This is a genomic window from Streptomyces canus, assembly GCF_030816965.1.
GTDB lineage: Bacteria > Actinomycetota > Actinomycetes > Streptomycetales > Streptomycetaceae > Streptomyces > Streptomyces canus_E.
This window is the reverse complement of the sequence record NZ_JAUSYQ010000002.1, coordinates 6,124,945-6,145,022: the sequence shown is the minus strand read 5'-3', so window position 1 is coordinate 6,145,022 and position 20,078 is coordinate 6,124,945. Positions and strand designations below refer to the sequence as shown.

Annotated in this window: 30 protein-coding genes; 1 reads left to right on the top strand and 29 read right to left on the bottom strand. The window is 66.1% G+C overall.

Annotated features, from left to right (window positions below):
* Nucleotides 1-113 precede the first annotated feature (113 nt).
* The 24 genes from QF027_RS29355 to QF027_RS29240 form a co-directional block, all read right to left on the bottom strand.
* On the bottom strand, nucleotides 114-776 hold the full coding sequence (locus tag QF027_RS29355; RefSeq protein ID WP_306977539.1) for an adenylate kinase: 663 nt from the start codon (nucleotides 774-776) through the stop codon (nucleotides 114-116).
* Nucleotides 776-2,089: a preprotein translocase subunit SecY gene (secY, locus tag QF027_RS29350; RefSeq protein WP_307078062.1), complete on the bottom strand. Its 1,314-nt coding sequence runs from the start codon at nucleotides 2,087-2,089 to the stop codon at nucleotides 776-778. Before secY ends, QF027_RS29355 begins: the two co-directional genes overlap by 1 nt.
* 185 nt (nucleotides 2,090-2,274) lie before the next feature.
* Nucleotides 2,275-2,730, bottom strand: a complete 456-nt coding sequence (gene rplO / locus QF027_RS29345) for a 50S ribosomal protein L15 (RefSeq protein WP_030671797.1) — start codon at nucleotides 2,728-2,730, stop codon at nucleotides 2,275-2,277.
* A gap of 2 nt (nucleotides 2,731-2,732) precedes the next feature.
* The gene (rpmD, locus tag QF027_RS29340) at nucleotides 2,733-2,915 is read right to left on the bottom strand and encodes a 50S ribosomal protein L30 (protein ID WP_005481207.1); all 183 of its coding nucleotides are present in this window, start codon (nucleotides 2,913-2,915) and stop codon (nucleotides 2,733-2,735) included.
* Nucleotides 2,915-3,523 carry a 30S ribosomal protein S5 gene (rpsE, locus tag QF027_RS29335; protein WP_005481208.1) on the bottom strand — a complete coding sequence of 203 codons (609 nt, stop codon included), beginning with the start codon at nucleotides 3,521-3,523 and terminating at the stop codon, nucleotides 2,915-2,917. The genes rpmD and rpsE overlap by 1 nt, the downstream gene beginning before the upstream one ends.
* Nucleotides 3,524-3,561: 38 nt before the next feature.
* On the bottom strand, nucleotides 3,562-3,945 hold the full coding sequence (gene rplR, locus QF027_RS29330) for a 50S ribosomal protein L18 (RefSeq protein WP_020132625.1): 384 nt from the start codon (nucleotides 3,943-3,945) through the stop codon (nucleotides 3,562-3,564).
* A gap of 3 nt (nucleotides 3,946-3,948) precedes the next feature.
* The gene (gene rplF, locus QF027_RS29325; protein ID WP_306977549.1) at nucleotides 3,949-4,488 is read right to left on the bottom strand and encodes a 50S ribosomal protein L6; all 540 of its coding nucleotides are present in this window, start codon (nucleotides 4,486-4,488) and stop codon (nucleotides 3,949-3,951) included.
* A gap of 24 nt (nucleotides 4,489-4,512) precedes the next feature.
* Complete coding sequence (rpsH, locus tag QF027_RS29320; protein ID WP_013001411.1) at nucleotides 4,513-4,911, bottom strand: 30S ribosomal protein S8; 399 nt, start codon at nucleotides 4,909-4,911, stop codon at nucleotides 4,513-4,515.
* A gap of 208 nt (nucleotides 4,912-5,119) precedes the next feature.
* Entirely contained in the window at nucleotides 5,120-5,305 is a 186-nt protein-coding gene (locus QF027_RS29315; protein WP_003948630.1) for a type Z 30S ribosomal protein S14, read from the bottom strand.
* Between the two features lie 5 nt (nucleotides 5,306-5,310).
* Nucleotides 5,311-5,868, bottom strand: a complete 558-nt coding sequence (gene rplE, locus QF027_RS29310) for a 50S ribosomal protein L5 (protein ID WP_020135807.1) — start codon at nucleotides 5,866-5,868, stop codon at nucleotides 5,311-5,313.
* Nucleotides 5,868-6,191, bottom strand: a complete 324-nt coding sequence (rplX, locus tag QF027_RS29305; protein WP_003992365.1) for a 50S ribosomal protein L24 — start codon at nucleotides 6,189-6,191, stop codon at nucleotides 5,868-5,870. The genes rplE and rplX overlap by 1 nt, the downstream gene beginning before the upstream one ends.
* Before the next feature lie 2 nt (nucleotides 6,192-6,193).
* Nucleotides 6,194-6,562: a 50S ribosomal protein L14 gene (gene rplN, locus QF027_RS29300; protein ID WP_003998823.1), complete on the bottom strand. Its 369-nt coding sequence runs from the start codon at nucleotides 6,560-6,562 to the stop codon at nucleotides 6,194-6,196.
* A gap of 98 nt (nucleotides 6,563-6,660) precedes the next feature.
* A complete protein-coding gene (gene rpsQ, locus QF027_RS29295; protein WP_007384073.1) occupies nucleotides 6,661-6,948 on the bottom strand; it encodes a 30S ribosomal protein S17 in 288 nt (95 codons plus the stop codon).
* The gene (rpmC, locus tag QF027_RS29290) at nucleotides 6,948-7,172 is read right to left on the bottom strand and encodes a 50S ribosomal protein L29 (protein WP_005481220.1); all 225 of its coding nucleotides are present in this window, start codon (nucleotides 7,170-7,172) and stop codon (nucleotides 6,948-6,950) included. The genes rpsQ and rpmC overlap by 1 nt, the downstream gene beginning before the upstream one ends.
* Nucleotides 7,172-7,591 (bottom strand): 50S ribosomal protein L16, encoded by a 420-nt coding sequence (gene rplP, locus QF027_RS29285; protein WP_004927269.1) that lies wholly within the window; start codon nucleotides 7,589-7,591, stop codon nucleotides 7,172-7,174. The genes rpmC and rplP overlap by 1 nt, the downstream gene beginning before the upstream one ends.
* 5 nt (nucleotides 7,592-7,596) lie before the next feature.
* The gene (gene rpsC / locus QF027_RS29280) at nucleotides 7,597-8,427 is read right to left on the bottom strand and encodes a 30S ribosomal protein S3 (RefSeq protein WP_306977553.1); all 831 of its coding nucleotides are present in this window, start codon (nucleotides 8,425-8,427) and stop codon (nucleotides 7,597-7,599) included.
* The gene (gene rplV / locus QF027_RS29275) at nucleotides 8,427-8,774 is read right to left on the bottom strand and encodes a 50S ribosomal protein L22 (RefSeq protein ID WP_006604878.1); all 348 of its coding nucleotides are present in this window, start codon (nucleotides 8,772-8,774) and stop codon (nucleotides 8,427-8,429) included. The genes rpsC and rplV overlap by 1 nt, the downstream gene beginning before the upstream one ends.
* A gap of 44 nt (nucleotides 8,775-8,818) precedes the next feature.
* Nucleotides 8,819-9,100, bottom strand: a complete 282-nt coding sequence (gene rpsS / locus QF027_RS29270; RefSeq protein ID WP_057607913.1) for a 30S ribosomal protein S19 — start codon at nucleotides 9,098-9,100, stop codon at nucleotides 8,819-8,821.
* A 12-nt stretch (nucleotides 9,101-9,112) separates the two neighbouring features.
* On the bottom strand, nucleotides 9,113-9,949 hold the full coding sequence (rplB, locus tag QF027_RS29265; RefSeq protein ID WP_030039757.1) for a 50S ribosomal protein L2: 837 nt from the start codon (nucleotides 9,947-9,949) through the stop codon (nucleotides 9,113-9,115).
* 38 nt (nucleotides 9,950-9,987) lie between these two features.
* Entirely contained in the window at nucleotides 9,988-10,407 is a 420-nt protein-coding gene (gene rplW, locus QF027_RS29260; protein WP_306977559.1) for a 50S ribosomal protein L23, read from the bottom strand.
* Complete coding sequence (gene rplD / locus QF027_RS29255; RefSeq protein ID WP_057607914.1) at nucleotides 10,407-11,063, bottom strand: 50S ribosomal protein L4; 657 nt, start codon at nucleotides 11,061-11,063, stop codon at nucleotides 10,407-10,409. The genes rplW and rplD overlap by 1 nt, the downstream gene beginning before the upstream one ends.
* 5 nt (nucleotides 11,064-11,068) lie before the next feature.
* The gene (gene rplC, locus QF027_RS29250) at nucleotides 11,069-11,713 is read right to left on the bottom strand and encodes a 50S ribosomal protein L3 (protein WP_306977562.1); all 645 of its coding nucleotides are present in this window, start codon (nucleotides 11,711-11,713) and stop codon (nucleotides 11,069-11,071) included.
* 17 nt (nucleotides 11,714-11,730) lie between these two features.
* On the bottom strand, nucleotides 11,731-12,039 hold the full coding sequence (gene rpsJ / locus QF027_RS29245) for a 30S ribosomal protein S10 (RefSeq protein ID WP_003948644.1): 309 nt from the start codon (nucleotides 12,037-12,039) through the stop codon (nucleotides 11,731-11,733).
* 418 nt (nucleotides 12,040-12,457) lie between these two features.
* A complete protein-coding gene (locus QF027_RS29240) occupies nucleotides 12,458-13,660 on the bottom strand; it encodes an acyltransferase family protein (protein ID WP_373432511.1) in 1,203 nt (400 codons plus the stop codon).
* A gap of 228 nt (nucleotides 13,661-13,888) precedes the next feature.
* Here QF027_RS29240 and QF027_RS29235 point away from each other — a divergent pair, with 228 nt between their 5' ends.
* Nucleotides 13,889-14,269 carry a phage holin family protein gene (locus tag QF027_RS29235; protein ID WP_306977566.1) on the top strand — a complete coding sequence of 127 codons (381 nt, stop codon included), beginning with the start codon at nucleotides 13,889-13,891 and terminating at the stop codon, nucleotides 14,267-14,269.
* A 454-nt stretch (nucleotides 14,270-14,723) separates the two neighbouring features.
* On the opposite strand, the gene tuf is transcribed toward QF027_RS29235, so the two are convergent.
* The 5 genes from tuf to QF027_RS29210 form a co-directional block, all read right to left on the bottom strand.
* Nucleotides 14,724-15,917 (bottom strand): elongation factor Tu, encoded by a 1,194-nt coding sequence (tuf, locus tag QF027_RS29230; RefSeq protein WP_057607917.1) that lies wholly within the window; start codon nucleotides 15,915-15,917, stop codon nucleotides 14,724-14,726.
* 155 nt (nucleotides 15,918-16,072) lie between these two features.
* Nucleotides 16,073-18,199 carry an elongation factor G gene (gene fusA, locus QF027_RS29225; RefSeq protein WP_306977567.1) on the bottom strand — a complete coding sequence of 709 codons (2,127 nt, stop codon included), beginning with the start codon at nucleotides 18,197-18,199 and terminating at the stop codon, nucleotides 16,073-16,075.
* A 39-nt stretch (nucleotides 18,200-18,238) separates the two neighbouring features.
* Nucleotides 18,239-18,709, bottom strand: coding sequence for a 30S ribosomal protein S7 (rpsG, locus tag QF027_RS29220; RefSeq protein WP_005481264.1), 471 nt, complete (start codon nucleotides 18,707-18,709; stop codon nucleotides 18,239-18,241).
* A gap of 2 nt (nucleotides 18,710-18,711) precedes the next feature.
* Nucleotides 18,712-19,083 carry a 30S ribosomal protein S12 gene (rpsL, locus tag QF027_RS29215; RefSeq protein ID WP_003948652.1) on the bottom strand — a complete coding sequence of 124 codons (372 nt, stop codon included), beginning with the start codon at nucleotides 19,081-19,083 and terminating at the stop codon, nucleotides 18,712-18,714.
* A gap of 355 nt (nucleotides 19,084-19,438) precedes the next feature.
* Nucleotides 19,439-20,065: a DUF1707 and DUF4190 domain-containing protein gene (locus tag QF027_RS29210; protein ID WP_373430963.1), complete on the bottom strand. Its 627-nt coding sequence runs from the start codon at nucleotides 20,063-20,065 to the stop codon at nucleotides 19,439-19,441.
* Between the last annotated feature and the right edge of the window lie 13 nt (nucleotides 20,066-20,078).

Here is a 20,078-nt window from a genome sequence, read left to right as displayed (position 1 = left end):
TCTGAAACCGGGGAAACCTGGCAGGGGACGGGCGCCTTCAACGATACGTGCACCCACACAGCAGCCGCGGCCCCCTCGGAAGGGAACCGCGGCTGTCGTACTCGCAAAAACCGCTACGCGGCGTCGCCCTCGTGCTGGAGCGCCTCCATGGCGCGGCCGGTGACGTCCTCCACCTTCCCGAGCGCCGAGATCGTGACCACCAGGCCCTGGGCCTTGTAGTAGTCGATGATCGGCTCGGTCTGGGTGTGGTAGACCTCCAGGCGCTTGCGGACCGTCTCCTCGGAGTCGTCGTCACGCTGGTACAGCTCGCCGCCGCAGACGTCACAGACGCCGTCCTGCTTCGGTGCCTTGTACGAGACGTGGAAGACATGCGCCGAGTCGTGGCGGCAGATGCGGCGGCCGGCGATGCGCTTGACGACCTCCTCCTCGGGTACCTCGAGGTCCAGCACCGCGTCCAGCTTCATGCCCTCGTGCTGCAGCATCTCGTCGAGCGACTCGGCCTGCGAGACGTTCCGCGGGAAGCCGTCCAGCAGGAAGCCGTTCTCGGCGTCGGGCTGCTCCATGCGGTCCTTGGCCATCCCGATGGTGACCTCGTCCGGAACCAGGTTGCCCGCGTCCATGTAGGACTTCGCGAGTTTGCCGAGGTCCGTCTGCCGGCTGATGTTGGCGCGGAACAGGTCGCCCGTGGAGATGTGCGGGATCGACAGGTTCTGGGCGAGGAACGCGGCCTGCGTTCCCTTACCGGCGCCCGGCGGCCCGACGAGGACGATACGCATCAGCGGAGGAACCCTTCGTAATTGCGCTGCTGGAGCTGGCTCTCGATCTGCTTCACCGTCTCGAGACCCACACCCACGATGATCAGGATGCTTGTCCCGCCGAAGGGGAAGTTCCCGCTTGCGTTGAAGCCGACCAACGCCATTGTCGGTACAAGAGCGATCAGACCCAGATACAGCGACCCCGGCCAGGTGATCCGGTTGAGCACGTACGAGAGGTACTCAGCGGTCGGTCGGCCAGCCCGGATGCCCGGGATGAAGCCACCATACTTCTTCATGTTGTCGGCGACTTCCTCGGGGTTGAAGGAGATCGCCACATAGAAGAACGCGAAGAAAACGATGAGCAAGAAGTACATGCTGATGTAAATCGGGTGGTCGCCCTTGGTGAGGTTGGCCTCGATCCAGGTCTTCCAGCTCGACGTACCACTCGAGAACTGCGCCACCAGCGCCGGGATGTACAGCAGCGACGACGCGAAGATGACGGGGATCACACCGGCCTGGTTGACCTTCAGCGGGATGTACGTCGACGTACCGCCGTAGGAACGACGGCCGATCATGCGCTTCGCGTACTGCACCGGGATACGGCGCTGGGCCTGCTCGACAAAGACCACCAGGCCGACCATGACCAGGCCGACCGCGATGACGGTGCCGAACTCGATCCAGCCGTCGGCCAGGGTGCCCTGCTTCTTGATGGCCCACAGGGCGGACGGGAAGGTGGCGGCGATCGAGATGAACATCAGGATCGACATGCCGTTGCCGATGCCGCGGTCGGTGATGAGCTCACCGAGCCACATGACGACGGCCGTACCGGCGGTCATCGTGATGACCATGACGATCGTGGTGAAGATCGCGCGGTCCGGGACGATGCTCGACGCGACGGTGCAGCCGGAGAAGAGAGCGCCGCTGCGAGCGGTGGCCACGAGGCCGGTGCCCTGCAGGATGGCGAGCGCCACGGTGAGGTAACGAGTGTACTGCGTGATCTTCGCCGTACCGGCCTGGCCCTCCTTCTTGAGGGCTTCCAGGCGTGGGATCACCACGGTCAGCAGCTGCAGAATGATGCTCGCCGTGATGTACGGCATGATGCCGAGCGCGAAGATCGTGATCTGCAGCAGCGCGCCACCGCTGAACATGTTGACCAGACCGAAGAGGCCCTGGTTGCCGGAGGCCTCGGTCACACACTGCTGGACTGCCGTGTAGTTGACGCCAGGGATCGGAATGTGGGTACCCACCCGGTACACCACGATGATGGCGAGCGTGAAGAGCAGCTTCTTGCGCAGGTCGGGCGTCCTGAACGCCCGGGCGAACGCGGTGAGCACGGTGCCTCCTGCGACCCCCGCGCTACTGCGAAGGGTGACGGTCTTGAGGTTCGACGAATATGTGGGAAAGCAGTGCAGGCCACCTTACCGGCGACAAGGCCTGCGGTGGAACGACCGACCGGGGATACCTCGTTGTGAGGTATCCCCGGTCGGGGCTGCTTACGTCATCGAGACGCCTGCGGATCTCAGACGAGCTCGGTGACCGTGCCACCGGCGGCGGTGATCTTCTCCTTGGCGGAGCCGGAGACGGCGTCGACCGTCACCTGCAGCGCCACGGAGATCTCGCCCTGGCCGAGGACCTTGACGAGGCTGTTCTTGCGAACGGCACCCTTGGCGACGAGCCCCTCGACGGTGACCTCGCCACCCTCCGGGTACAGCGCGCCCAGCTTGTCGAGGTTCACGACCTGGTACTCGGTCTTGAACGGGTTCTTGAAGCCCTTCAGCTTCGGAAGACGCATGTGGAGGGGCATCTGGCCACCCTCGAAGCGCTCCGGAACCTGGTAGCGGGCCTTCGTACCCTTGGTACCACGACCAGCCGTCTTACCCTTCGACGCCTCACCACGACCCACACGGGTCTTGGCGGTCTTGGCGCCCGGGGCGGGACGGAGGTTGTGGATCTTGAGCGGGTTGTTCTCCGCCATGATCAGTCGACCTCCTCGACCGTCACGAGGTGGCGGACGGTGTGCACCATGCCGCGGAACTCGGGACGATCCTCCTTGACGACCTGCGTGTTGATGCCCTTGAGACCAAGGGAGCGCAGGGTGTCACGGTGGTTCTGCTTGCTGCCGATGTACGACTTCGTCTGCGTGATCTTGAGCTGAGCCATTACGCAGCACCAGCCCCGGCACGCGCACGCAGCAGAGCCGCGGGAGCGACGTCCTCGAGGGGCAGACCACGGCGGGCCGCGATCTCCTCGGGACGCTGCAGACCCTTCAGGGCCGCCACGGTCGCGTGCACGATGTTGATCGCGTTCGACGAGCCGAGCGACTTCGACAGGATGTCGTGAACGCCGGCGCACTCGAGCACGGCACGCACCGGGCCACCGGCGATAACGCCGGTACCGGGGGACGCCGGCTTGAGCAGGACGACGCCCGCCGCCTTCTCACCCGTGATCGGGTGCGGGATGGTGCCCTGGATACGGGGGACCTTGAAGAAGTGCTTCTTGGCCTCCTCAACACCCTTGGCGATGGCGGCCGGCACCTCCTTGGCCTTGCCGTAGCCGACACCCACGGTGCCGTCACCGTCGCCCACTACGACGAGCGCAGTGAAGCTGAAGCGACGACCACCCTTCACAACCTTGGCGACGCGGTTGATCGCGACAACGCGCTCAACGTACGCGGTCTTCTCGGCGGCAGCAGCGCCGCCGTCACGGCCCTTCCGGTCCCGCCGCTCGCCGCCACCGGCACCGCTTCCACGGCGCTGGGGTCCAGCCATTGGATTACCTCTCTCTTTCCGCTAGCTACGGAAGCGGCTCAGAACTTGAGCCCGGCTTCGCGGGCGGCGTCCGCCAGGGCGGCGATGCGCCCGGCGTACTGGTTGCCACCACGGTCGAATACGACAGCCTCGACACCGGCGGCCTTGGCGCGCTCGGCAACCAGGGCGCCGACCGACTTGGCCTGCGCGGACTTGTCGCCCTCGCCGCCGCGGATCGTGGTGTCCAGGGTCGACGCCGACGCCAGGGTGTGACCCTTGATGTCGTCGATGACCTGGGCCACGATGTGGCGGTTGGAGCGCGTCACGACCAGGCGCGGACGCTCAGCCGTACCCGAGATGTGCTTACGGATCCGGATGTGGCGACGCTTGATCGCGGCACGCTTGTAAGCGTCGCCCTTGAGGATCTTCTGTCCGTATGCCATGGCTTACTTACCCGCCTTTCCGACCTTGCGGCGGATGACTTCGCCCTCGTACTTGACACCCTTGGCCTTGTACGGGTCGGGCTTGCGCAGCTTGCGGATGTTGGCCGCAACCTCGCCAACCTTCTGCTTGTCGATGCCCTCGACCGAGAAATGGGTCGGGTTCTCCACCTTGAAGGTGATCCCCTCGGGGGCCTCGACGGTGATCGAGTGGCTGTAGCCGAGCGCGAACTCGAGGTTCGATCCCTTGGCCGCAACGCGGTAACCGACACCGCTGATCTCGAGCTTCTTCACGTAACCCTGGGTCACGCCGGTGATCATGTTCGCCACCAGCGTGCGGGACAGGCCGTGCAGGGCCTTGTTCTGACGCTCGTCGTTGGGGCGGGTGACGTTCAGAACGCCGTCCTCACCCTTGGCGATGTCGATCGGCGCGGCAACGGTGTGGCTCAGGGATCCCTTGGGACCCTTCACCGAAACCGTACGGCCGTCGATGGTGACGTCCACGCCGGCGGGAACCGTGATGGGGAGCTTGCCAATACGCGACATAGCTGTTTCCTCCGTTCCCTTCCGCTACCAGACGTAGGCGAGGACTTCCCCACCCACGCCCTTCTTGCCGGCCTGCTTGTCGGTGAGGAGCCCGTGCGACGTGGAGATGATCGCCACGCCGAGGCCGCCCAGCACCTTCGGCAGGGAGGTGGACTTCGCGTAAACCCGGAGACCGGGCTTGGAGATCCGCTTGATGCCCGCGATGGAGCGCTCACGGTTCGGGCCGAACTTCAGCTCGAGAACGAGGTTCTTGCCGACCTCGGCGTCCTCGACCTTCCAGCCCGTGATGAAGCCCTCCTGCTGGAGGATCTCCGCGATGTGAGACTTGATCTTGGACGCCGGCATCGTCACGGAGTCGTGGTATGCCGAGTTCGCGTTCCGCAGACGCGTAAGCATGTCTGCGATCGGATCAGTCATGGTCATGAATTGGCCTTCGGCCTCTCTCGCCGGGGTTTCCAGGTGCCCATCCCTCTCCTCGATCCGAGACGAGGCGGGTGCGGTGCGGTGGACCTACGGCGTAGTAAGTCGTACGGGCGTCAGGCGCCCAACCCTCCAAGCCTAAGCCATGAAAGGGTGGGCGCCTGACACGCCCATTGCTTACCGAGAGCTTCGGGAATCCCTAAAAGGGGGATTACCAGGAGCTCTTGGTCACGCCCGGCAGCTCGCCACGGTGAGCCATCTCACGAAGGCAGACGCGGCACAGGCCGAACTTGCGGTACACGGAGTGCGGACGGCCGCAGCGCTGGCAGCGCGTGTAGCCGCGAACACCGAACTTGGGCTTGCGAGCAGCCTTGGCAATCAGAGCCTTCTTCGCCATCTCGCTCACGCCTCCTTGAAGGGGAAGCCGAGGTGACGAAGGAGCGCACGGCCCTCAGCGTCGTTGGTCGCCGTGGTCACCACGGTGATGTCCATGCCCCGGGTACGGTCGATCTTGTCCTGGTCGATCTCGTGGAACATGACCTGCTCGGTGAGACCGAAGGTGTAGTTGCCACGGCCGTCGAACTGCTTGGGGGACAGACCACGGAAGTCGCGGATGCGCGGCAGCGCGAGCGACAGGGTGCGGTCCAGGAACTCCCACATGCGGTCGCCACGGAGTGTGACGTGGGCACCGATCGGCTGGCCCTCACGCAGCTTGAACTGCGCGATGGACTTGCGGGCCTTGGTGACGGCCGGCTTCTGACCGGTGATCGTGGTGAGGTCGCGGATGGCGCCCTCGATCAGCTTGGAGTCGCGGGCGGCGTCGCCCACACCCATGTTGACCACGATCTTGACGAGGCCGGGGATCTGCATGACGTTCTCGTACTTGAACTCGTCACGCAGCTTGCCCGCGATCTCCTCGCGGTACTTCGTCTTGAGACGCGGAGTCGTGGTGGTAGCCATCAGATGTCCTCACCCGTCCGCTTGGCAACGCGGATCTTGTTGCCCTCGTCGTCGAAGCGGTAACCGACACGCGTGACAACCTTGTTGCCGTCCTTCTCAACGACCAGCTGGACGTTGGAGACGTGGATCGGCGCCTCGGTCGTGACGATGCCACCGGCCTGCGAACCGCGAGCGGTCGGGCCGGCCTTGGTGTGCTTCTTGACCCGGTTGACACCCTCGACCAGGACACGGTCCTCACGGGGGAAGGCCGCGATGACCTTGCCCTGCTTGCCCTTGTCCTTACCGGTGATGACCTGGACCAGGTCGCCCTTCTTGATCTTCATGCTTACAGCACCTCCGGAGCCAGCGAGATGATCTTCATGAACTTCTTCTCGCGCAGCTCGCGCCCGACCGGGCCGAAGATGCGGGTACCGCGAGGGTCGCCGTCGTTCTTCAGAATGACGGCGGCGTTCTCGTCGAAGCGGATGTACGAGCCGTCCGGACGGCGGCGCTCCTTGACGGTGCGAACGATGACCGCCTTGACGACGTCACCCTTCTTCACGTTGCCACCGGGGATCGCGTCCTTGACGGTGGCGACGATGACGTCACCGATGCCCGCGTAGCGGCGACCGGAGCCACCGAGCACACGGATGCAAAGGATCTCCTTCGCACCAGTGTTGTCGGCGACACGCAGTCGCGACTCCTGCTGGATCACGTCTATCTCCTGTTTGTCTGCCGGTTCCCCGCAGGGGCCTCAGTACGAGGGCCCCTGCGGAGCCTGGCGGAACTGTCCTGCGGGTTTGCCCGCAGGAATTACTTGGCCTTCTCGAGGATCTCGACGACGCGCCAGCGCTTGGTCGCCGACAGCGGGCGGGTCTCCGCGAGGAGGACCCGGTCGCCGACGCCGGCAGCGTTCTGCTCGTCGTGCGCCTTGAGCTTGTTGGTACGGCGGATGACCTTGCCGTACAGCGCGTGCTTGACGCGGTCCTCGACGGCGACGACGACGGTCTTGTCCATCTTGTCGCTGACGACGAGACCCTCACGGGTCTTGCGGAAGCCGCGGGCCTCTGCAGTCTGCTCAGTCACGTTGCTCTCACTCATCAGGCGCTCTCCACCGTCTCGATGCCCAGCTCGCGCTCACGCATCAGGGTGTAGATCCGCGCGATGTCCTTACGGACGGCCTTGAGCCGACCGTGGTTCTCGAGCTGACCCGTCGCCGCCTGGAAGCGGAGGTTGAACAGCTCTTCCTTGGCTTCGCGGAGCTTGTTGAGAAGCTCCTCGTCACCCAGTTCGCGCAGCTCGGACGCCTTGGTACCGGCCGACATCACGCTTCACCTGCCTCGCGCTTGACGATCCGGCACTTCATCGGCAGCTTGTGGGCTGCGCGAGTAAGGGCCTCACGGGCGATCTTCTCGTTGGGGTAAGACAGCTCGAACATGACCCGGCCCGGGTGCACGTTCGCGATCCACCACTCCGGCGAACCCTTACCGGAACCCATGCGGGTCTCGGCAGGCTTCTTCGTGAGCGGGCGGTCCGGGTAGATGTTGATCCAGACCTTGCCACCACGCTTGATGTGGCGGGTCATCGCGATACGGGCCGCCTCGATCTGGCGGTTGGTCACGTACGCCGGCGTGAGGGCCTGAATGCCGTACTCGCCGAACGCGACCGTCGTACCGCCCTTGGCCTGACCACGGCGCTTCGGGTGGTGCTGCTTGCGGTGCTTGACCCTACGGGGGATCAGCATTTTGGTCAGGCCTCCGTTCCGGTGCTCTCAGCCGGAGCGGCGGCAGCGGGAGCCTCAGCCTTGGGGGCCTCGGCGCCGGCAGCCTGCTGCGGCTTGCGACCGCGCCGCTCGCCACCGCCACGGCCACCACGGGCCGGGCGGTCGGCGCCGCCACCGCGAGCCGGGCGGTTACCCGCACGGGCGGCAGCGTTCTCGGCGCGGACCTCGGCGATGTTCTTGACATCGCCCTTGTAGATCCAGACCTTCACACCGATGCGGCCGAAGGTCGTCTTGGCCTCGAAGAAGCCGTAGTCCACGTTCGCGCGGAGCGTGTGCAGGGGCACGCGGCCCTCGCGGTAGAACTCCGAGCGGGACATCTCGGCGCCGCCGAGGCGGCCACCGCACTGGATCTTGATGCCCTTGGCGCCGGCCTTCATCGCCGACTGCATGCTCTTACGCATGGCGCGGCGGAAGGAGACGCGGGAGGAGAGCTGCTCGGCGACGGCCTGAGCAACCAGCTGAGCGTCCGTCTCGGGGTTCTTGACCTCGAGGATGTTCAGCTGGACCTGCTTGCCCGTGAGCTTCTCGAGGTCACCGCGGATGCGGTCGGCCTCGGCGCCACGGCGGCCGATGACGATGCCCGGACGCGCGGTGTGGATGTCCACACGCACACGGTCACGGGTGCGCTCGATCTCCACCTTGGAGATACCGGCGCGCTCCATGCCGGACGTCATCATCCGACGGATGGCGACGTCTTCCTTGACGTAGTCCTTGTACAGCTTGTCGGCGTACCAACGGGACTTGAAGTCCGTGGTAATGCCGAGCCGGAACCCATGCGGGTTAACCTTCTGGCCCATTACCGGGTTCCTTCCTTGCTGCTGACGACCACGGTGATGTGGCTGGTCCGCTTGCGGATCCGGTAGGCACGGCCCTGGGCGCGCGGACGGAACCGCTTCAGGGTCGGGCCCTCGTCGACGTACGCCTCGGAGATGACGAGGCTGCCGGCGTCGGTGTGGTCGTAGTTGTGTGCGGCGTTGGCGATGGCGCTGTCGAGCACCTTGCCGACGGGCACGGAGGCGGCCTGCGGAGCGAATCGCAGGACCGCCTGAGCCTCCGTGGCGTCCATGCCACGGATAAGGTCCACCACGCGGCGGGCCTTCATGGGCGTAACGCGGATGTACCGCGCCTGGGCCCTGGCTTCCATGGTTGTCCCTCTCAGTTACTTACGTGTCTGAATGCGATCCGCGTTTAGCGGCGCTTCGACTTCCGGTCGTCCTTGACGTGACCCCGGAAGGTGCGCGTCGGCGAGAACTCGCCGAGCTTGTGGCCGACCATCGACTCGGTGACGAACACCGGGATGTGGGTCTTGCCGTTGTGCACCGCGAGCGTGTGGCCGAGCATGGCCGGCACGATCATGGAGCGACGGGACCAGGTCTTGATGACGTTCTTGGAACCGGCTTCGTTCTGGGCGTCCACCTTCTTGATCAGGTGGTCGTCGACGAAGGGCCCCTTCTTGAGACTGCGCGGCATCTAAACCCGCTCCTAGCGCTTCTTGTTCGTCTTGCGGCGGCGGACGATGTACTTGTTCGAAGCCTTCTTCGGCGAACGAGTACGACCCTCCTTCTGACCCCAGGGGCTGACCGGGTGGCGACCACCGGAGGTCTTGCCCTCACCACCACCGTGGGGGTGGTCAACCGGGTTCATCGCCACACCGCGAACGGTCGGGCGGACGCCCAACCAGCGCTTGCGGCCGGCCTTACCCCAGTTGATGTTGCTCTGCTCGGCGTTGCCGACCTCGCCGACCGTGGCGCGGCAGCGCTGGTCGACCAGGCGGATCTCACCGGACGGCATACGAAGGTGGGCCATCGTGCCCTCCTTCGCCAGCAGCTGCACGGAGGCACCGGCGGAGCGGGCGAACTTGGCGCCGCCACCCGGACGGATCTCGATCGCGTGGATCGTGGTACCGACCGGGATGTTGCGGAGCGCCAGGTTGTTGCCCGGCTTGATGTCGGCCCCGGGACCGTTCTCGACGCGGTCACCCTGCTGCAGGTTGCGCGGGGCGAGGATGTAGCGCTTCTCGCCGTCCGCGTAGTGCAGCAGCGCGATGCGCGCGGTGCGGTTGGGGTCGTACTCGATGTGCGCGACCTTCGCCGGCACGCCGTCCTTGTCGTGACGACGGAAGTCGATCACGCGGTAGGCGCGCTTGTGTCCGCCACCCTGGTGGCGAACGGTCACACGACCGGCGTTGTTACGGCCGCCCTTGCTGTGCAGCGGGCGGACCAGCGACTTCTCCGGCGTGGACCGCGTGACCTCGACGAAGTCGGCGACGCTGGAGCCACGACGGCCCGGCGTAGTCGGCTTGTACTTGCGGATTCCCATTTCTCAGTCCTCGTCCGATATCGGACGATCCGACCCGCTTACGCGGTCGGACCGCCGAAGATGTCGATACGGTCGCCCTCGGCAAGGGTCACGATCGCGCGCTTGCTGTCGGCACGCTTGCCGAAGCCGGTGCGGGTCCGCTTGCGCTTGCCCTGGCGGTTGATCGTGTTGACGCCGGTGACCTTGACCGAGAAGACCGCCTGGACGGCCTGCTTGATCTGGGTCTTGTTGGCGCCGGGGGCCACGATGAACGTGTACTTGCCCTCGTCGAGAAGCGCGTAGCTCTTCTCGGACACGACCGGCTTCAGCAGGACGTCACGGGGGTCCGTGAAGGCCTTGCTCGCCGGAGTGACGACGGTGTTCTTGCCCTCGGTCTCGTGGCGACGCGCCTTGGCGACGCGCGCGGCCTTGGCTGCCTTGGCGGCCTTCGAGGCGATGCTCGGGTGACGCGTAGCCATCAGGCTTCGCTCCCTTCGGTGTCAGCGGCCTTGGGGCCAGACACGAAGGACTCGAAAGCGGCCTGGGTGAAGACCACGTCGTCCGAGACGAGAACGTCGTACGTGTTCAGCTGGCCCGGCTCCAGGATGTGGACCTGGGGCAGGTTGCGAGCGGACAGCCACGCGGCCTCGTCGGCACGGTCGATGACGAGCAGCAGGTTCTTGCGCTCGCTGATCTTGCCGAAGAGCGTCTTCGCGGCCTTCGTCGAAGGCGACTCGCCCTCGATGACGCCGGAGACGACGTGGATGCGGTTGTTGCGGGCCCGGTCGGTGAGGGCGTGGCGCAGAGCCGCGGCCTTCATCTTCTTCGGGGTCCGCTGCGAGTAGTCACGCGGCGTGGGGCCGTGGACGACACCACCGCCGGCGAACTGCGGCGCACGGGTCGAACCCTGGCGGGCGCGGCCGGTGCCCTTCTGGCGGTAGGGCTTCTTGCCGCCACCGCGGACCTCGCCACGACGCTTGACCTTGTGCGTGCCCTGACGGGCGGCGGCCAGCTGCGCGACGACGACCTGGTGAAGCAGCGGAATGCTGATCTTCTCTACGTCGAAGATCTCGGCCGGGAGCTCAACGGTCCCGGCGGTGTCGCCGGAGGGCGACAGAATGTCAATGGTGCTCATAGTCCTCAGGCCCCCTTGGCCGCGGTGCGGACCAGGACGAGGCCGCCGTTCGGACCAGGAACCGCGCCCTTGATGAGGAGCAGGCCCTTCTCCGCGTCAACGGCGTGAACGGTCAGGTTCTGGGTGGTGACCCGCTCGTTGCCCATACGACCCGCCATGCGGAGGCCCTTGAACACGCGGCCCGGGGTGGCGCAGCCACCGATGGAACCGGGAGAGCGGTGCTTGCGCTGGGTGCCGTGACCGGCGCCGAGGCCCTTGAAGTTGTGACGCTTCATGACACCGGCGAAGCCCTTGCCCTTGCTCTTGCCGGTCACGTCGACCTTGATGCCGGCCTCGAACACCTCAGCGGTGATCTCCTGGCCGAGGGTGTACTCGCTGGCGTCAGCGGTACGGATCTCGACGAGGTGGCGGCGGGGAGTGACGTCGGCCTTGGCGAAGTGGCCCTTGAGGGGCTTGTTCACCTTGCGCGGGTCGATCTCGCCGAACGCGATCTGGACGGACTCGTAACCGTCGACATCGTTCGTACGGACCTGGGTCACGACATTGGGGCTGGCCTTGACGACGGTGACCGGAACAACACGGTTGTTCTCGTCCCACACCTGCGTCATGCCGAGCTTCTCGCCCAGGATGCCCTTGATCTGCTTAGCCATCGTTCAGATCACCGGCCTCAGAGCTTGATCTCGATGTCGACACCGGCCGGGAGGTCGAGTCGCATCAGAGAGTCAACGGTCTTGGGGGTCGGGTCGAGGATGTCGATCAGACGCTTGTGCGTGCGCATCTCGAAGTGCTCGCGCGAGTCCTTGTACTTGTGCGGCGACTTGATGACGCAGTACACGTTCTTCTCAGTGGGCAGCGGCACCGGGCCCGCGACCGACGCACCAGTGCGCGTCACCGTCTCGACGATCTTCTTCGCCGAGGAGTCGATGACCTCGTGGTCGTAGGCCTTGAGCCGGATGCGGATCTTCTGTCCCGCCATGGCTACTCCGTAGTCCTGTCTCTTTTACAGCTCTGGAACCCGGTGTTCCGTGACTTTCGCCGACCCACGCGGTCGGGCGTGTCGCACTCTCACTGACACAGATGTCCCTTGTTCGAACATCCCTGATCTGGGAAAGAGTTCACCGGGCGCCTGGCCAGTGCCGCACTCCACTTCCCGGAAGATTCCCGTACGTCCGCCCCAGCGCTGCCATGTGGCAGTTAGGGCGACGAGTACTGTGGGACTCGCTTCCAGGCCTCCCGGCGGGAGGCGCGCAGCATCAACACTCGACCGAGCAACCCCGCTAGTCTGCCATACGGGGCAGGGGCCTGGCCAATCGAGCCGGAGACCATACCCCGGGAGTGACGCAGATCAAACACCGGCCGGGCCGGCCGAGGAACCGGGAAGCTCCGTACGGGACTCAGGCGTTCGCGTTCCGCAGCCTCGCGAACGACGTGTCCAGGCCCCGCTTCAGCAGCCGTGCCACCGGCCGTTCCACGAGCCGGTGCACCAGCCAGCCCAGCAGCATGAACCCGGCGATCACGGAGACGACCAGCAGACGGGCGTCCATGGTGTCGCGCAGGCGGTTGATGACCGCCGTACCGGCCGCGTAGTGCATCAGATACAGCGGATACGTCAGCGCGCCCGCCGTCACCAGCCACTTCCAGCGGATGCGGTCCGTGGCGCCGAGGGCGATGGCGACCATGACGAGCAGGAACACGGTGAAGATCGCCACGCTCCCCCGCCACCCCGACACATGCTCGACCTCGTCGATCCTGATGCCCAGTTCGCGCTGGCCCATCAGCCAGGCCATCGCCAGGATGCCCCACAGCAGCAGGTCCTGGCCGAAGCGGTGCATCAGATGGAGGGCGAGGCCCGCGATGAAGTACCAGGCGCCCTCGGGGTTGGCGACCAGTTCCAGCAGGGGGAGCTCCGAGATCGGGGCGAGCATGGCCGCGGCGCCCCACACACAGCAGAACACGACGACCTTGCGGTAGGTCAGGCCGCTCCACACGACCACCAGGAACAGCAGGTAGAAACGCAGCTCCGACCAGAGGGTCCAGTAGACGCCGTCGACGTTCATGACGCCCGAACCGGACTGGAGCATCGTGATGTTGAGGAGTACGTCCCGCATGCGCAGGCGGTCCCATACGCCGGGCAGCAGCATCAGGACGGTGGTGGTGAACGCGATGGCGAACCAGTACGCCGGATACAGCCGGATCACCCGTGACGTGAAGAACTGTCTGGGGGTACGGCCCCAGCAGGACATGCAGATGACGAAGCCGCTGATCACGAAGAAGATCTCGACGCCGATCCAGCCGTAGGAGGCGAACCGGAAGACCGTCGGCATGAGGTCGGAGACCGGACGGTCCCAGATGCGGTTGCCCGGCTGGTCGACGCGATGGGTGCCCGCGTAGTGGTGCACGGCGACCATCAGGGCGGCGAGGAGCCGGATGCCGTCGACGGCGTACAGCCGGCGGCCGGCGCGGTCGCGTACGGCGGAGTGCCGGGCGGCGCGGGTGGGCTGCCCCGGCGGGGCGGGCACGGTGAGGGGCGGAAGCGGCTGCTGCAGGTCGCTGACGACCCGTCGGGGTATCGACGTTCGGCGCTCCGCGTCCTGCATCGACACCTGCGTGTCCGTCCGTCCTCGCGAGGAAATCCGGGGCCGGGAGTGGCCACCGGACGCCTCAGGCTACGACCCTCACCACCACCCCACAGCGACCAGACAAGAACATTTCCCCCACCGGCGCCGGGGAGTTGCCGCAAACCTCGCCGAACCGCTCCGCAGAGTTCCCCCAGACTTCACTTGACGTCTTGTCAGAACGTCACGCCCGTCCCGATGATCTCAGCCATGTACAAACGAAGACGCATCACAGGCACCTACGCCGGAGCCGCCCTCGCCGCCGGCCTGCTCCCCGGTGTCTCCCCCGTGGCCGACACCCCCTCCTGGGACTTCCTCCTCAGCGGCTCGGTCCTGCTGATCGTCGGTCAGCTCATCCACTGCTACCCGAGCGCCATCAGGACGTCCCCGTGGATCCTCTTCGGCGCGATCGGCATCGTCCAGGACACGCTGGTCTGGCTCCTCGTCTCCTGGATCAGCGCGCGGCTGGACTACGGCATGCACGTCGACTCCTTCGTCACGGCCCTGGCGGCCGGCGCGATCGTCCGCTGCCTGGCCCTCGCCCTCATGACGGTCGGCCCGCAGCCGGCGCCGGACCCGCAGGCGGGCTGAAGCCGTGAGCGAGACCGTCCACTCGGTTGTCCGGGGCAGACCCGTACTGGCGGCCCGACCACGCTGCCGGAGACCGCTCCGCGGCACTCGTGACCCGGCCGGCCCCCGAGGACGGCGGCGGCTTCGGCACCGCGATCGCCGTGAACTGGTACGACACCGTCACCGCCGTCGACTGCGGCGGCAACCTGACCCGGATCGACTGCCCGTCCTGCGGCGGCGATCGGCCACGAGTGGTACGGGATCTGCTCGAGGCGCACCGTGCGGGTTCGCCCGGTTCGAGATCGCCGTACGGGATCCGGACCAGGCGCCGTTCGACGAGCCGGAGCTCGACGCCGTCGCAGAAGCCCTCGGACATCCCGTGCGGCAACCGTCGCCCGCATCCGAACCCGCGCATGCGAAAAGGCCCGTACGACCGAAGTCGTACGGGCCCCTTCAGAGACCTACCGGGTCAAGATCAGGCGTTGATCTTGGTGACCTGGCCGGCGCCCACCGTGCGACCACCCTCACGGATGGCGAACTTCAGGCCCTCTTCCATGGCGACGGGCTGGATGAGCTCCACCTTCATCTCGGTGTTGTCACCCGGCATGACCATCTCGGTGCCCTCGGGGAGGGTCACCACGCCGGTCACGTCCGTCGTACGGAAGTAGAACTGCGGACGGTAGTTGTTGAAGAACGGCGTGTGGCGGCCACCCTCGTCCTTGGACAGGATGTAGGCCTGCGCCTCGAACTCGGTGTGCGGGGTGACCGAGCCCGGCTTGATGATGACCTGGCCGCGCTCGACGTCCTCGCGCTTGATGCCACGGAGGAGCAGACCGACGTTCTCACCGGCCTGGCCCTCGTCGAGCAGCTTGCGGAACATCTCGATACCGGTGACCGTGGTGGTGGTCTTCTCGGTCTTGATGCCGATGATGTCGACGGTCTCGTTGACCTTGAGGACACCACGCTCGATACGACCGGTGACGACGGTGCCACGACCGGTGATCGTGAAGACGTCCTCGATCGGCATCAGGAACGGCTTGTCGACGTCACGCTCGGGCTGCGGGATGGACTCGTCGACGGCCTTCATCAGGTCGAGGACGGTCTGGCCCCACTCCTTGTCACCCTCGAGCGCCTTGAGCGCCGAGACCTTGACGACCGGCAGGTCGTCGCCCGGGAACTCGTACTCGGAGAGGAGCTCACGCACCTCGAGCTCGACGAGCTCCAGGATCTCCTCGTCGTCCACCATGTCGGCCTTGTTCAGGGCGACGACGATGTAGGGAACGCCGACCTGGCGGGCCAGGAGCACGTGCTCCTTGGTCTGCGGCATCGGGCCGTCGGTGGCGGCGACCACGAGGATGGCGCCGTCCATCTGCGCCGCACCCGTGATCATGTTCTTGATGTAGTCCGCGTGACCGGGGCAGTCGACGTGGGCGTAGTGACGCGTCTCGGTCTGGTACTCGACGTGCGCGATGGAGATGGTGATACCGCGCTGGCGCTCCTCGGGAGCCTTGTCGATCTGGTCGAACGCCGAGGCCTCGTTCAGGTCGGGGTACGCGTCGTGCAGCACCTTGGTAATGGCGGCCGTAAGGGTCGTCTTACCGTGGTCGATGTGACCAATGGTGCCGATGTTGACGTGGGGCTTAGTCCGCTCGAACTTCGCCTTCGCCACGGGGTCCTCCTGTGGAGTGGTTCTGAACGCCTTGCTTCATCGGCGCCAGGTGATCTTTGCTGGAAAGCCTCGGCCCGGGGGCACTCCCCCCGCAAATGCGGGTGAATGCCCCTCCGGGCTCCGGAGTCAAGCCTAAAGCGTGCGAACGCGGTGCGTTACTCGCCCTTGGCCTTCGCGATGATCTCCTCGGCGACGTTCCGCGGAACCTCGGCGTAGGAGTCGAACTGCATCGAGTAGCTTGCGCGACCCGACGTCTTGCTGCGGAGGTCTCCGACGTAGCCGAACATCTCCGAGAGGGGCACGAGGCCCTTCACGACGCGGGCACCGGCCCGCTCCTCCATGGCCTGGATCTGGCCACGGCGGGAGTTGATGTCGCCGATGACCTCACCCATGTAGTCCTCGGGCGTGGTGACCTCGACGGCCATCATCGGCTCGAGCAGCACGGGGCTGGCCTTGCGCGCGGCCTCCTTGAAGGCCTGCGAGCCTGCGATCTTGAACGCGAGCTCGGAGGAGTCGACCTCGTGGTAGGCACCGTCGAGAAGCGTGACGCGGACGCCCGTCATCTCGTACCCGGCGAGGATGCCGAACTGCATGGCCTCCTGCGCACCGGCGTCGACCGAAGGGATGTACTCCTTCGGGATACGACCACCGGTCACCTTGTTCACGAACTCGTACGAGGCGTCGCCGCCCTCGATCGGCTCGATCGCGATCTGCACCTTGGCGAACTGGCCGGTACCACCAGTCTGCTTCTTGTGCGTGTAGTCGACGCGCTCGACGGCCTTGCGGATCGTCTCACGGTAGGCGACCTGCGGCTTACCGACGTTGGCCTCGACCTTGAACTCACGGCGCATACGGTCGACCAGCACCTCGAGGTGCAGCTCGCCCATACCACCGATGATGGTCTGGCCGGTCTCCTCGTCCGAGTGGACCTGGAAGGAGGGGTCCTCCTCCGCGAGACGCTGGATGGCGACACCCAGCTTCTCCTGGTCACCCTTGGACTTGGGCTCGATGGCGACCTGGATGACCGGCGCCGGGAAGTCCATGGACTCCAGGATCACCGGGTTCTTGTCGTCGGACAGCGTCTCACCGGTGGTGGTCTGCTTCAGGCCCATGACGGCGACGATGTCGCCGGCGCCCACCGACTCGATCTCCTCACGCTTGTTCGCGTGCATGCGGTAGATCTTGCCGATGCGCTCCTTCTTGCCCTTGACGGAGTTCAGCACCGCGGTGCCGGACTCCAGGCGACCGGAGTAGATCCGGACGAAGGTGAGCTTGCCGAGGTGCGGGTCGCTCATGATCTTGAACGCCAGCGCGGACAGCGGCTCGTCGTCGGACGGCTTGCGCTTGACGACCAGCTCGGGGTCCTTCACGTCGTGGCCCTCGATGGCCTCGACGTCGAGCGGGGTCGGCAGGTAGCGCACGACCGCGTCGAGCAGGGGCTGGACGCCCTTGTTCTTGAACGCGGTGCCACAGAACACCGGGGTGACCGTGACGCCGTCGGACTTGCCGGACGCGATGGTGATGCGACGGATCGCGGCGTACAGCTGCTCCTCGGTGGGCTCCTGGCCCTCCAGGAACAGCTCCATGATCTCGTCGTCGTTCTCCGCGACGGCCTCGACCAGCTTGCCGCGGTACTCCTCGGCGGCCTCGGTGTGCGTGGCCGGGATGTCGACGACGTCGTACATCTCGCCCTTCGCCGCCTCGGCGGACCACACGAGCGCCTTCATGCGGACCAGGTCCACAACGCCCTTGAAGTCCATCTCGGCGCCGATCGGCAGCTGCATGACGAGCGGGACGGCGCCCAGACGGTCCGAGATCATGTCCACACAGCGGTGGAACTCGGCGCCGGTACGGTCCAGCTTGTTCACGAAGCAGATGCGCGGCACGCCGTAACGGTCGGCCTGACGCCACACGGTCTCGGACTGCGGCTCGACACCGGCGACACCGTCGAACACCGTGACGGCACCGTCGAGCACGCGGAGCGAACGCTCCACCTCGACCGTGAAGTCGACGTGCCCCGGGGTGTCGATGATGTTGATCGTGTAGTCGTTGTCCTCGAGCGGCCAGTGACAGGTGGTGGCAGCAGAGGTGATCGTGATGCCACGCTCCTGCTCCTGCTCCATCCAGTCCATGGTGGCGGCGCCGTCGTGGACCTCACCGATCTTGTAGCTGACGCCGGTGTAGAAGAGGATCCGCTCGGTGGTGGTCGTCTTGCCCGCGTCGATGTGGGCCATGATCCCGATGTTGCGGACCTTGGCCAGGTCAAGTGAAGTGGTAGCCATAAGGCTTCGGTCTTCTCTCGGTCTCGAGGGGGTCTGCGACTACCAGCGGTAGTGCGCGAAGGCCTTGTTGGACTCGGCCATCTTGTGGGTGTCCTCACGCTTCTTGACGGCCGCACCGAGGCCGTTCGAAGCGTCGAGAAGCTCGTTGAGCAGACGCTCGGTCATCGTCTTCTCGCGACGGGCGCGGGAGTAACCGACCAGCCAGCGCAGGGCGAGCGTGTTCGCACGGCCCGGCTTGACCTCGATCGGGACCTGGTAGGTCGCGCCACCGACACGGCGGGACTTGACCTCGAGGGTCGGCTTGATGTTCTCCAGCGCGCGCTTCAGCGTGATGACCGGGTCATTGCTGGTCTTCTCGCGCAGGCCCTCCATGGCGCCGTACACGATGCGCTCGGCGGTGGAGCGCTTGCCGTTCAGCAGCACCTTGTTGATGAGGGAGGTCACCAGAGGAGAACCGTAGACCGGGTCGATGATGACCGGGCGCTTCGGGGCGGGGCCCTTACGAGGCATTTCTACTTCTCCTTCTTGGCGCCGTAGCGGCTGCGGGCCTGCTTGCGGTTCTTGACACCCTGGGTGTCGAGCGAACCGCGGATGATCTTGTAGCGAACACCGGGCAGGTCCTTCACACGACCGCCACGCACGAGCACGATGGAGTGCTCCTGCAGGTTGTGTCCCTCACCCGGAATGTAAGCGGTGACTTCGATCCCGCTGGTCAGACGCACACGCGCGACCTTACGCAGGGCCGAGTTCGGCTTCTTCGGGGTGGTCGTGAACACACGCGTGCAGACGCCACGACGCTGAGGGGAACCCTCGAGTGCGGGCGTCTTGTTCTTCTCGACCTTGTCCTGCCGGCCCTTCCGGACCAGCTGCTGGATCGTAGGCACTACTTCTCCGGTTTCTGTGTGCCGATGGTGAAGCTAACCTGGAACGTCGCCGACCCACGCGGTCGGGTGTGTCGAATCCGGCGGACTCCCGCCGCGAGGCGAAAAGGGCGCAGATTGCGGTGGCCGCTCGAGGCTCCCCTAGTGCGGTTGAAGGCACGCACGAGAGCCAGGGCACACCCCAGGCACAAGGTCTGAGCGTACCCAGCTGATTCGCTCCGGTCAAAACACATGGACGGCGGCAACCTCTCGGGGCGACCGGTGTCAAGCCCCTACGCCGTGGATGATCTTCGATTTCACACTCCGCACACGCGAAAGCCGACCCCTCGGACGCCGACCGGCCCTCCGCCCACGAGACTCACCCGGAGGCGAGCCCCACGGCGATCAGCAGCGTCATCACGATCGACCACGCGGCGATCGACAGCCAGCCGAACACCAGGCCGGTCAGCGCGAGCCCGTCGCCGCCCTCTCCCGTCCGGTCGATCTCCGCGCGCGCCGCGTGCCCGAGAATCACCGCCGGGATCCCGGTGAACCCGAAGGTCGGCACACACAGCAGCCCGCACACCGCGGCTCCGACCGCCTTCCCGTTCGCCCGCGGCCGCGGGGCGGGCAGAAAGGTCCGCGGTACGGCGGTGACGGGCGCCGGCTGGGGCATGGGGCCGAGCGGCAGATCGGACACGAGCAGCGCCAGCTCCCCGACCGTACGGGCGCCGTACGCCCGCTCCACCCGCTTGTCGAACTCGTCCTTCTCCAGCCGCCCCTCCCCGTAGCCGGCCCGAAGCACATCGACGGCACGCTCACGGTCGGCGTGCGAGGCGAGCATGGCGGAGGCACTCGGCGGTGCCTGCGGGACGGGGTACGCGGGCCAGGGGCGCGCGACAGGTGCGTGCGCGCCGGTCCAGGGCCGGGCGGCCGGACCGTCCCTGCCCGGTCCTGACGGCGACTCGTCCTTGCCCTGCCATGCTTGCCACGACGGTTGCGACACAGGAGCACCCCCT

Excerpts from the sequence above, each read along its gene's own strand:
- rpmD (WP_005481207.1), bottom strand. The coding sequence starts at position 2,915 with ATGGCTCAGCTCAAGATCACGCAGACGAAGTCGTACATCGGCAGCAAG.
- rpsG (WP_005481264.1), bottom strand. The coding sequence starts at position 18,709 with ATGCCTCGTAAGGGCCCCGCCCCGAAGCGCCCGGTCATCATCGACCCG.
- rplE (WP_020135807.1), bottom strand. The coding sequence starts at position 5,868 with ATGGCTACCACCACGACTCCGCGTCTCAAGACGAAGTACCGCGAGGAG.
- rplW (WP_306977559.1), bottom strand. The coding sequence starts at position 10,407 with ATGGCTACGCGTCACCCGAGCATCGCCTCGAAGGCCGCCAAGGCAGCC.
- rpsC (WP_306977553.1), bottom strand. The coding sequence starts at position 8,427 with ATGGGCCAGAAGGTTAACCCGCATGGGTTCCGGCTCGGCATTACCACG.
- rplB (WP_030039757.1), bottom strand. The coding sequence starts at position 9,949 with ATGGGAATCCGCAAGTACAAGCCGACTACGCCGGGCCGTCGTGGCTCC.
- QF027_RS29355 (WP_306977539.1), bottom strand. The coding sequence starts at position 776 with ATGCGTATCGTCCTCGTCGGGCCGCCGGGCGCCGGTAAGGGAACGCAG.
- rpmC (WP_005481220.1), bottom strand. The coding sequence starts at position 7,172 with ATGTCGGCCGGTACCAAGGCGTCCGAGCTGCGCGAACTGGGTGACGAG.
- fusA (WP_306977567.1), bottom strand. The coding sequence starts at position 18,199 with ATGGCTACCACTTCACTTGACCTGGCCAAGGTCCGCAACATCGGGATC.
- rpsH (WP_013001411.1), bottom strand. The coding sequence starts at position 4,911 with ATGACCATGACTGATCCGATCGCAGACATGCTTACGCGTCTGCGGAAC.
- rplP (WP_004927269.1), bottom strand. The coding sequence starts at position 7,591 with ATGCTGATCCCCCGTAGGGTCAAGCACCGCAAGCAGCACCACCCGAAG.
- QF027_RS29235 (WP_306977566.1), top strand. The coding sequence starts at position 13,889 with ATGTACAAACGAAGACGCATCACAGGCACCTACGCCGGAGCCGCCCTC.
- rplC (WP_306977562.1), bottom strand. The coding sequence starts at position 11,713 with ATGGCTAAGCAGATCAAGGGCATCCTGGGCGAGAAGCTCGGCATGACG.
- rpsJ (WP_003948644.1), bottom strand. The coding sequence starts at position 12,039 with ATGGCGGGACAGAAGATCCGCATCCGGCTCAAGGCCTACGACCACGAG.
- rplO (WP_030671797.1), bottom strand. The coding sequence starts at position 2,730 with ATGGCGGAGAACAACCCGCTCAAGATCCACAACCTCCGTCCCGCCCCG.
- rplD (WP_057607914.1), bottom strand. The coding sequence starts at position 11,063 with ATGAGCACCATTGACATTCTGTCGCCCTCCGGCGACACCGCCGGGACC.
- rplR (WP_020132625.1), bottom strand. The coding sequence starts at position 3,945 with ATGGCATACGGACAGAAGATCCTCAAGGGCGACGCTTACAAGCGTGCC.
- rplV (WP_006604878.1), bottom strand. The coding sequence starts at position 8,774 with ATGGAAGCCAGGGCCCAGGCGCGGTACATCCGCGTTACGCCCATGAAG.
- rplX (WP_003992365.1), bottom strand. The coding sequence starts at position 6,191 with ATGAAGATCAAGAAGGGCGACCTGGTCCAGGTCATCACCGGTAAGGAC.
- rplF (WP_306977549.1), bottom strand. The coding sequence starts at position 4,488 with ATGTCGCGTATTGGCAAGCTCCCCATCACGGTTCCCGCCGGCGTGGAC.
- rpsQ (WP_007384073.1), bottom strand. The coding sequence starts at position 6,948 with ATGAGTGAGAGCAACGTGACTGAGCAGACTGCAGAGGCCCGCGGCTTC.
- rpsE (WP_005481208.1), bottom strand. The coding sequence starts at position 3,523 with ATGGCTGGACCCCAGCGCCGTGGAAGCGGTGCCGGTGGCGGCGAGCGG.
- QF027_RS29315 (WP_003948630.1), bottom strand. The coding sequence starts at position 5,305 with ATGGCGAAGAAGGCTCTGATTGCCAAGGCTGCTCGCAAGCCCAAGTTC.
- QF027_RS29240 (WP_373432511.1), bottom strand. The coding sequence starts at position 13,660 with ATGCAGGACGCGGAGCGCCGAACGTCGATACCCCGACGGGTCGTCAGC.
- rpsS (WP_057607913.1), bottom strand. The coding sequence starts at position 9,100 with ATGCCGCGCAGTCTCAAGAAGGGGCCCTTCGTCGACGACCACCTGATC.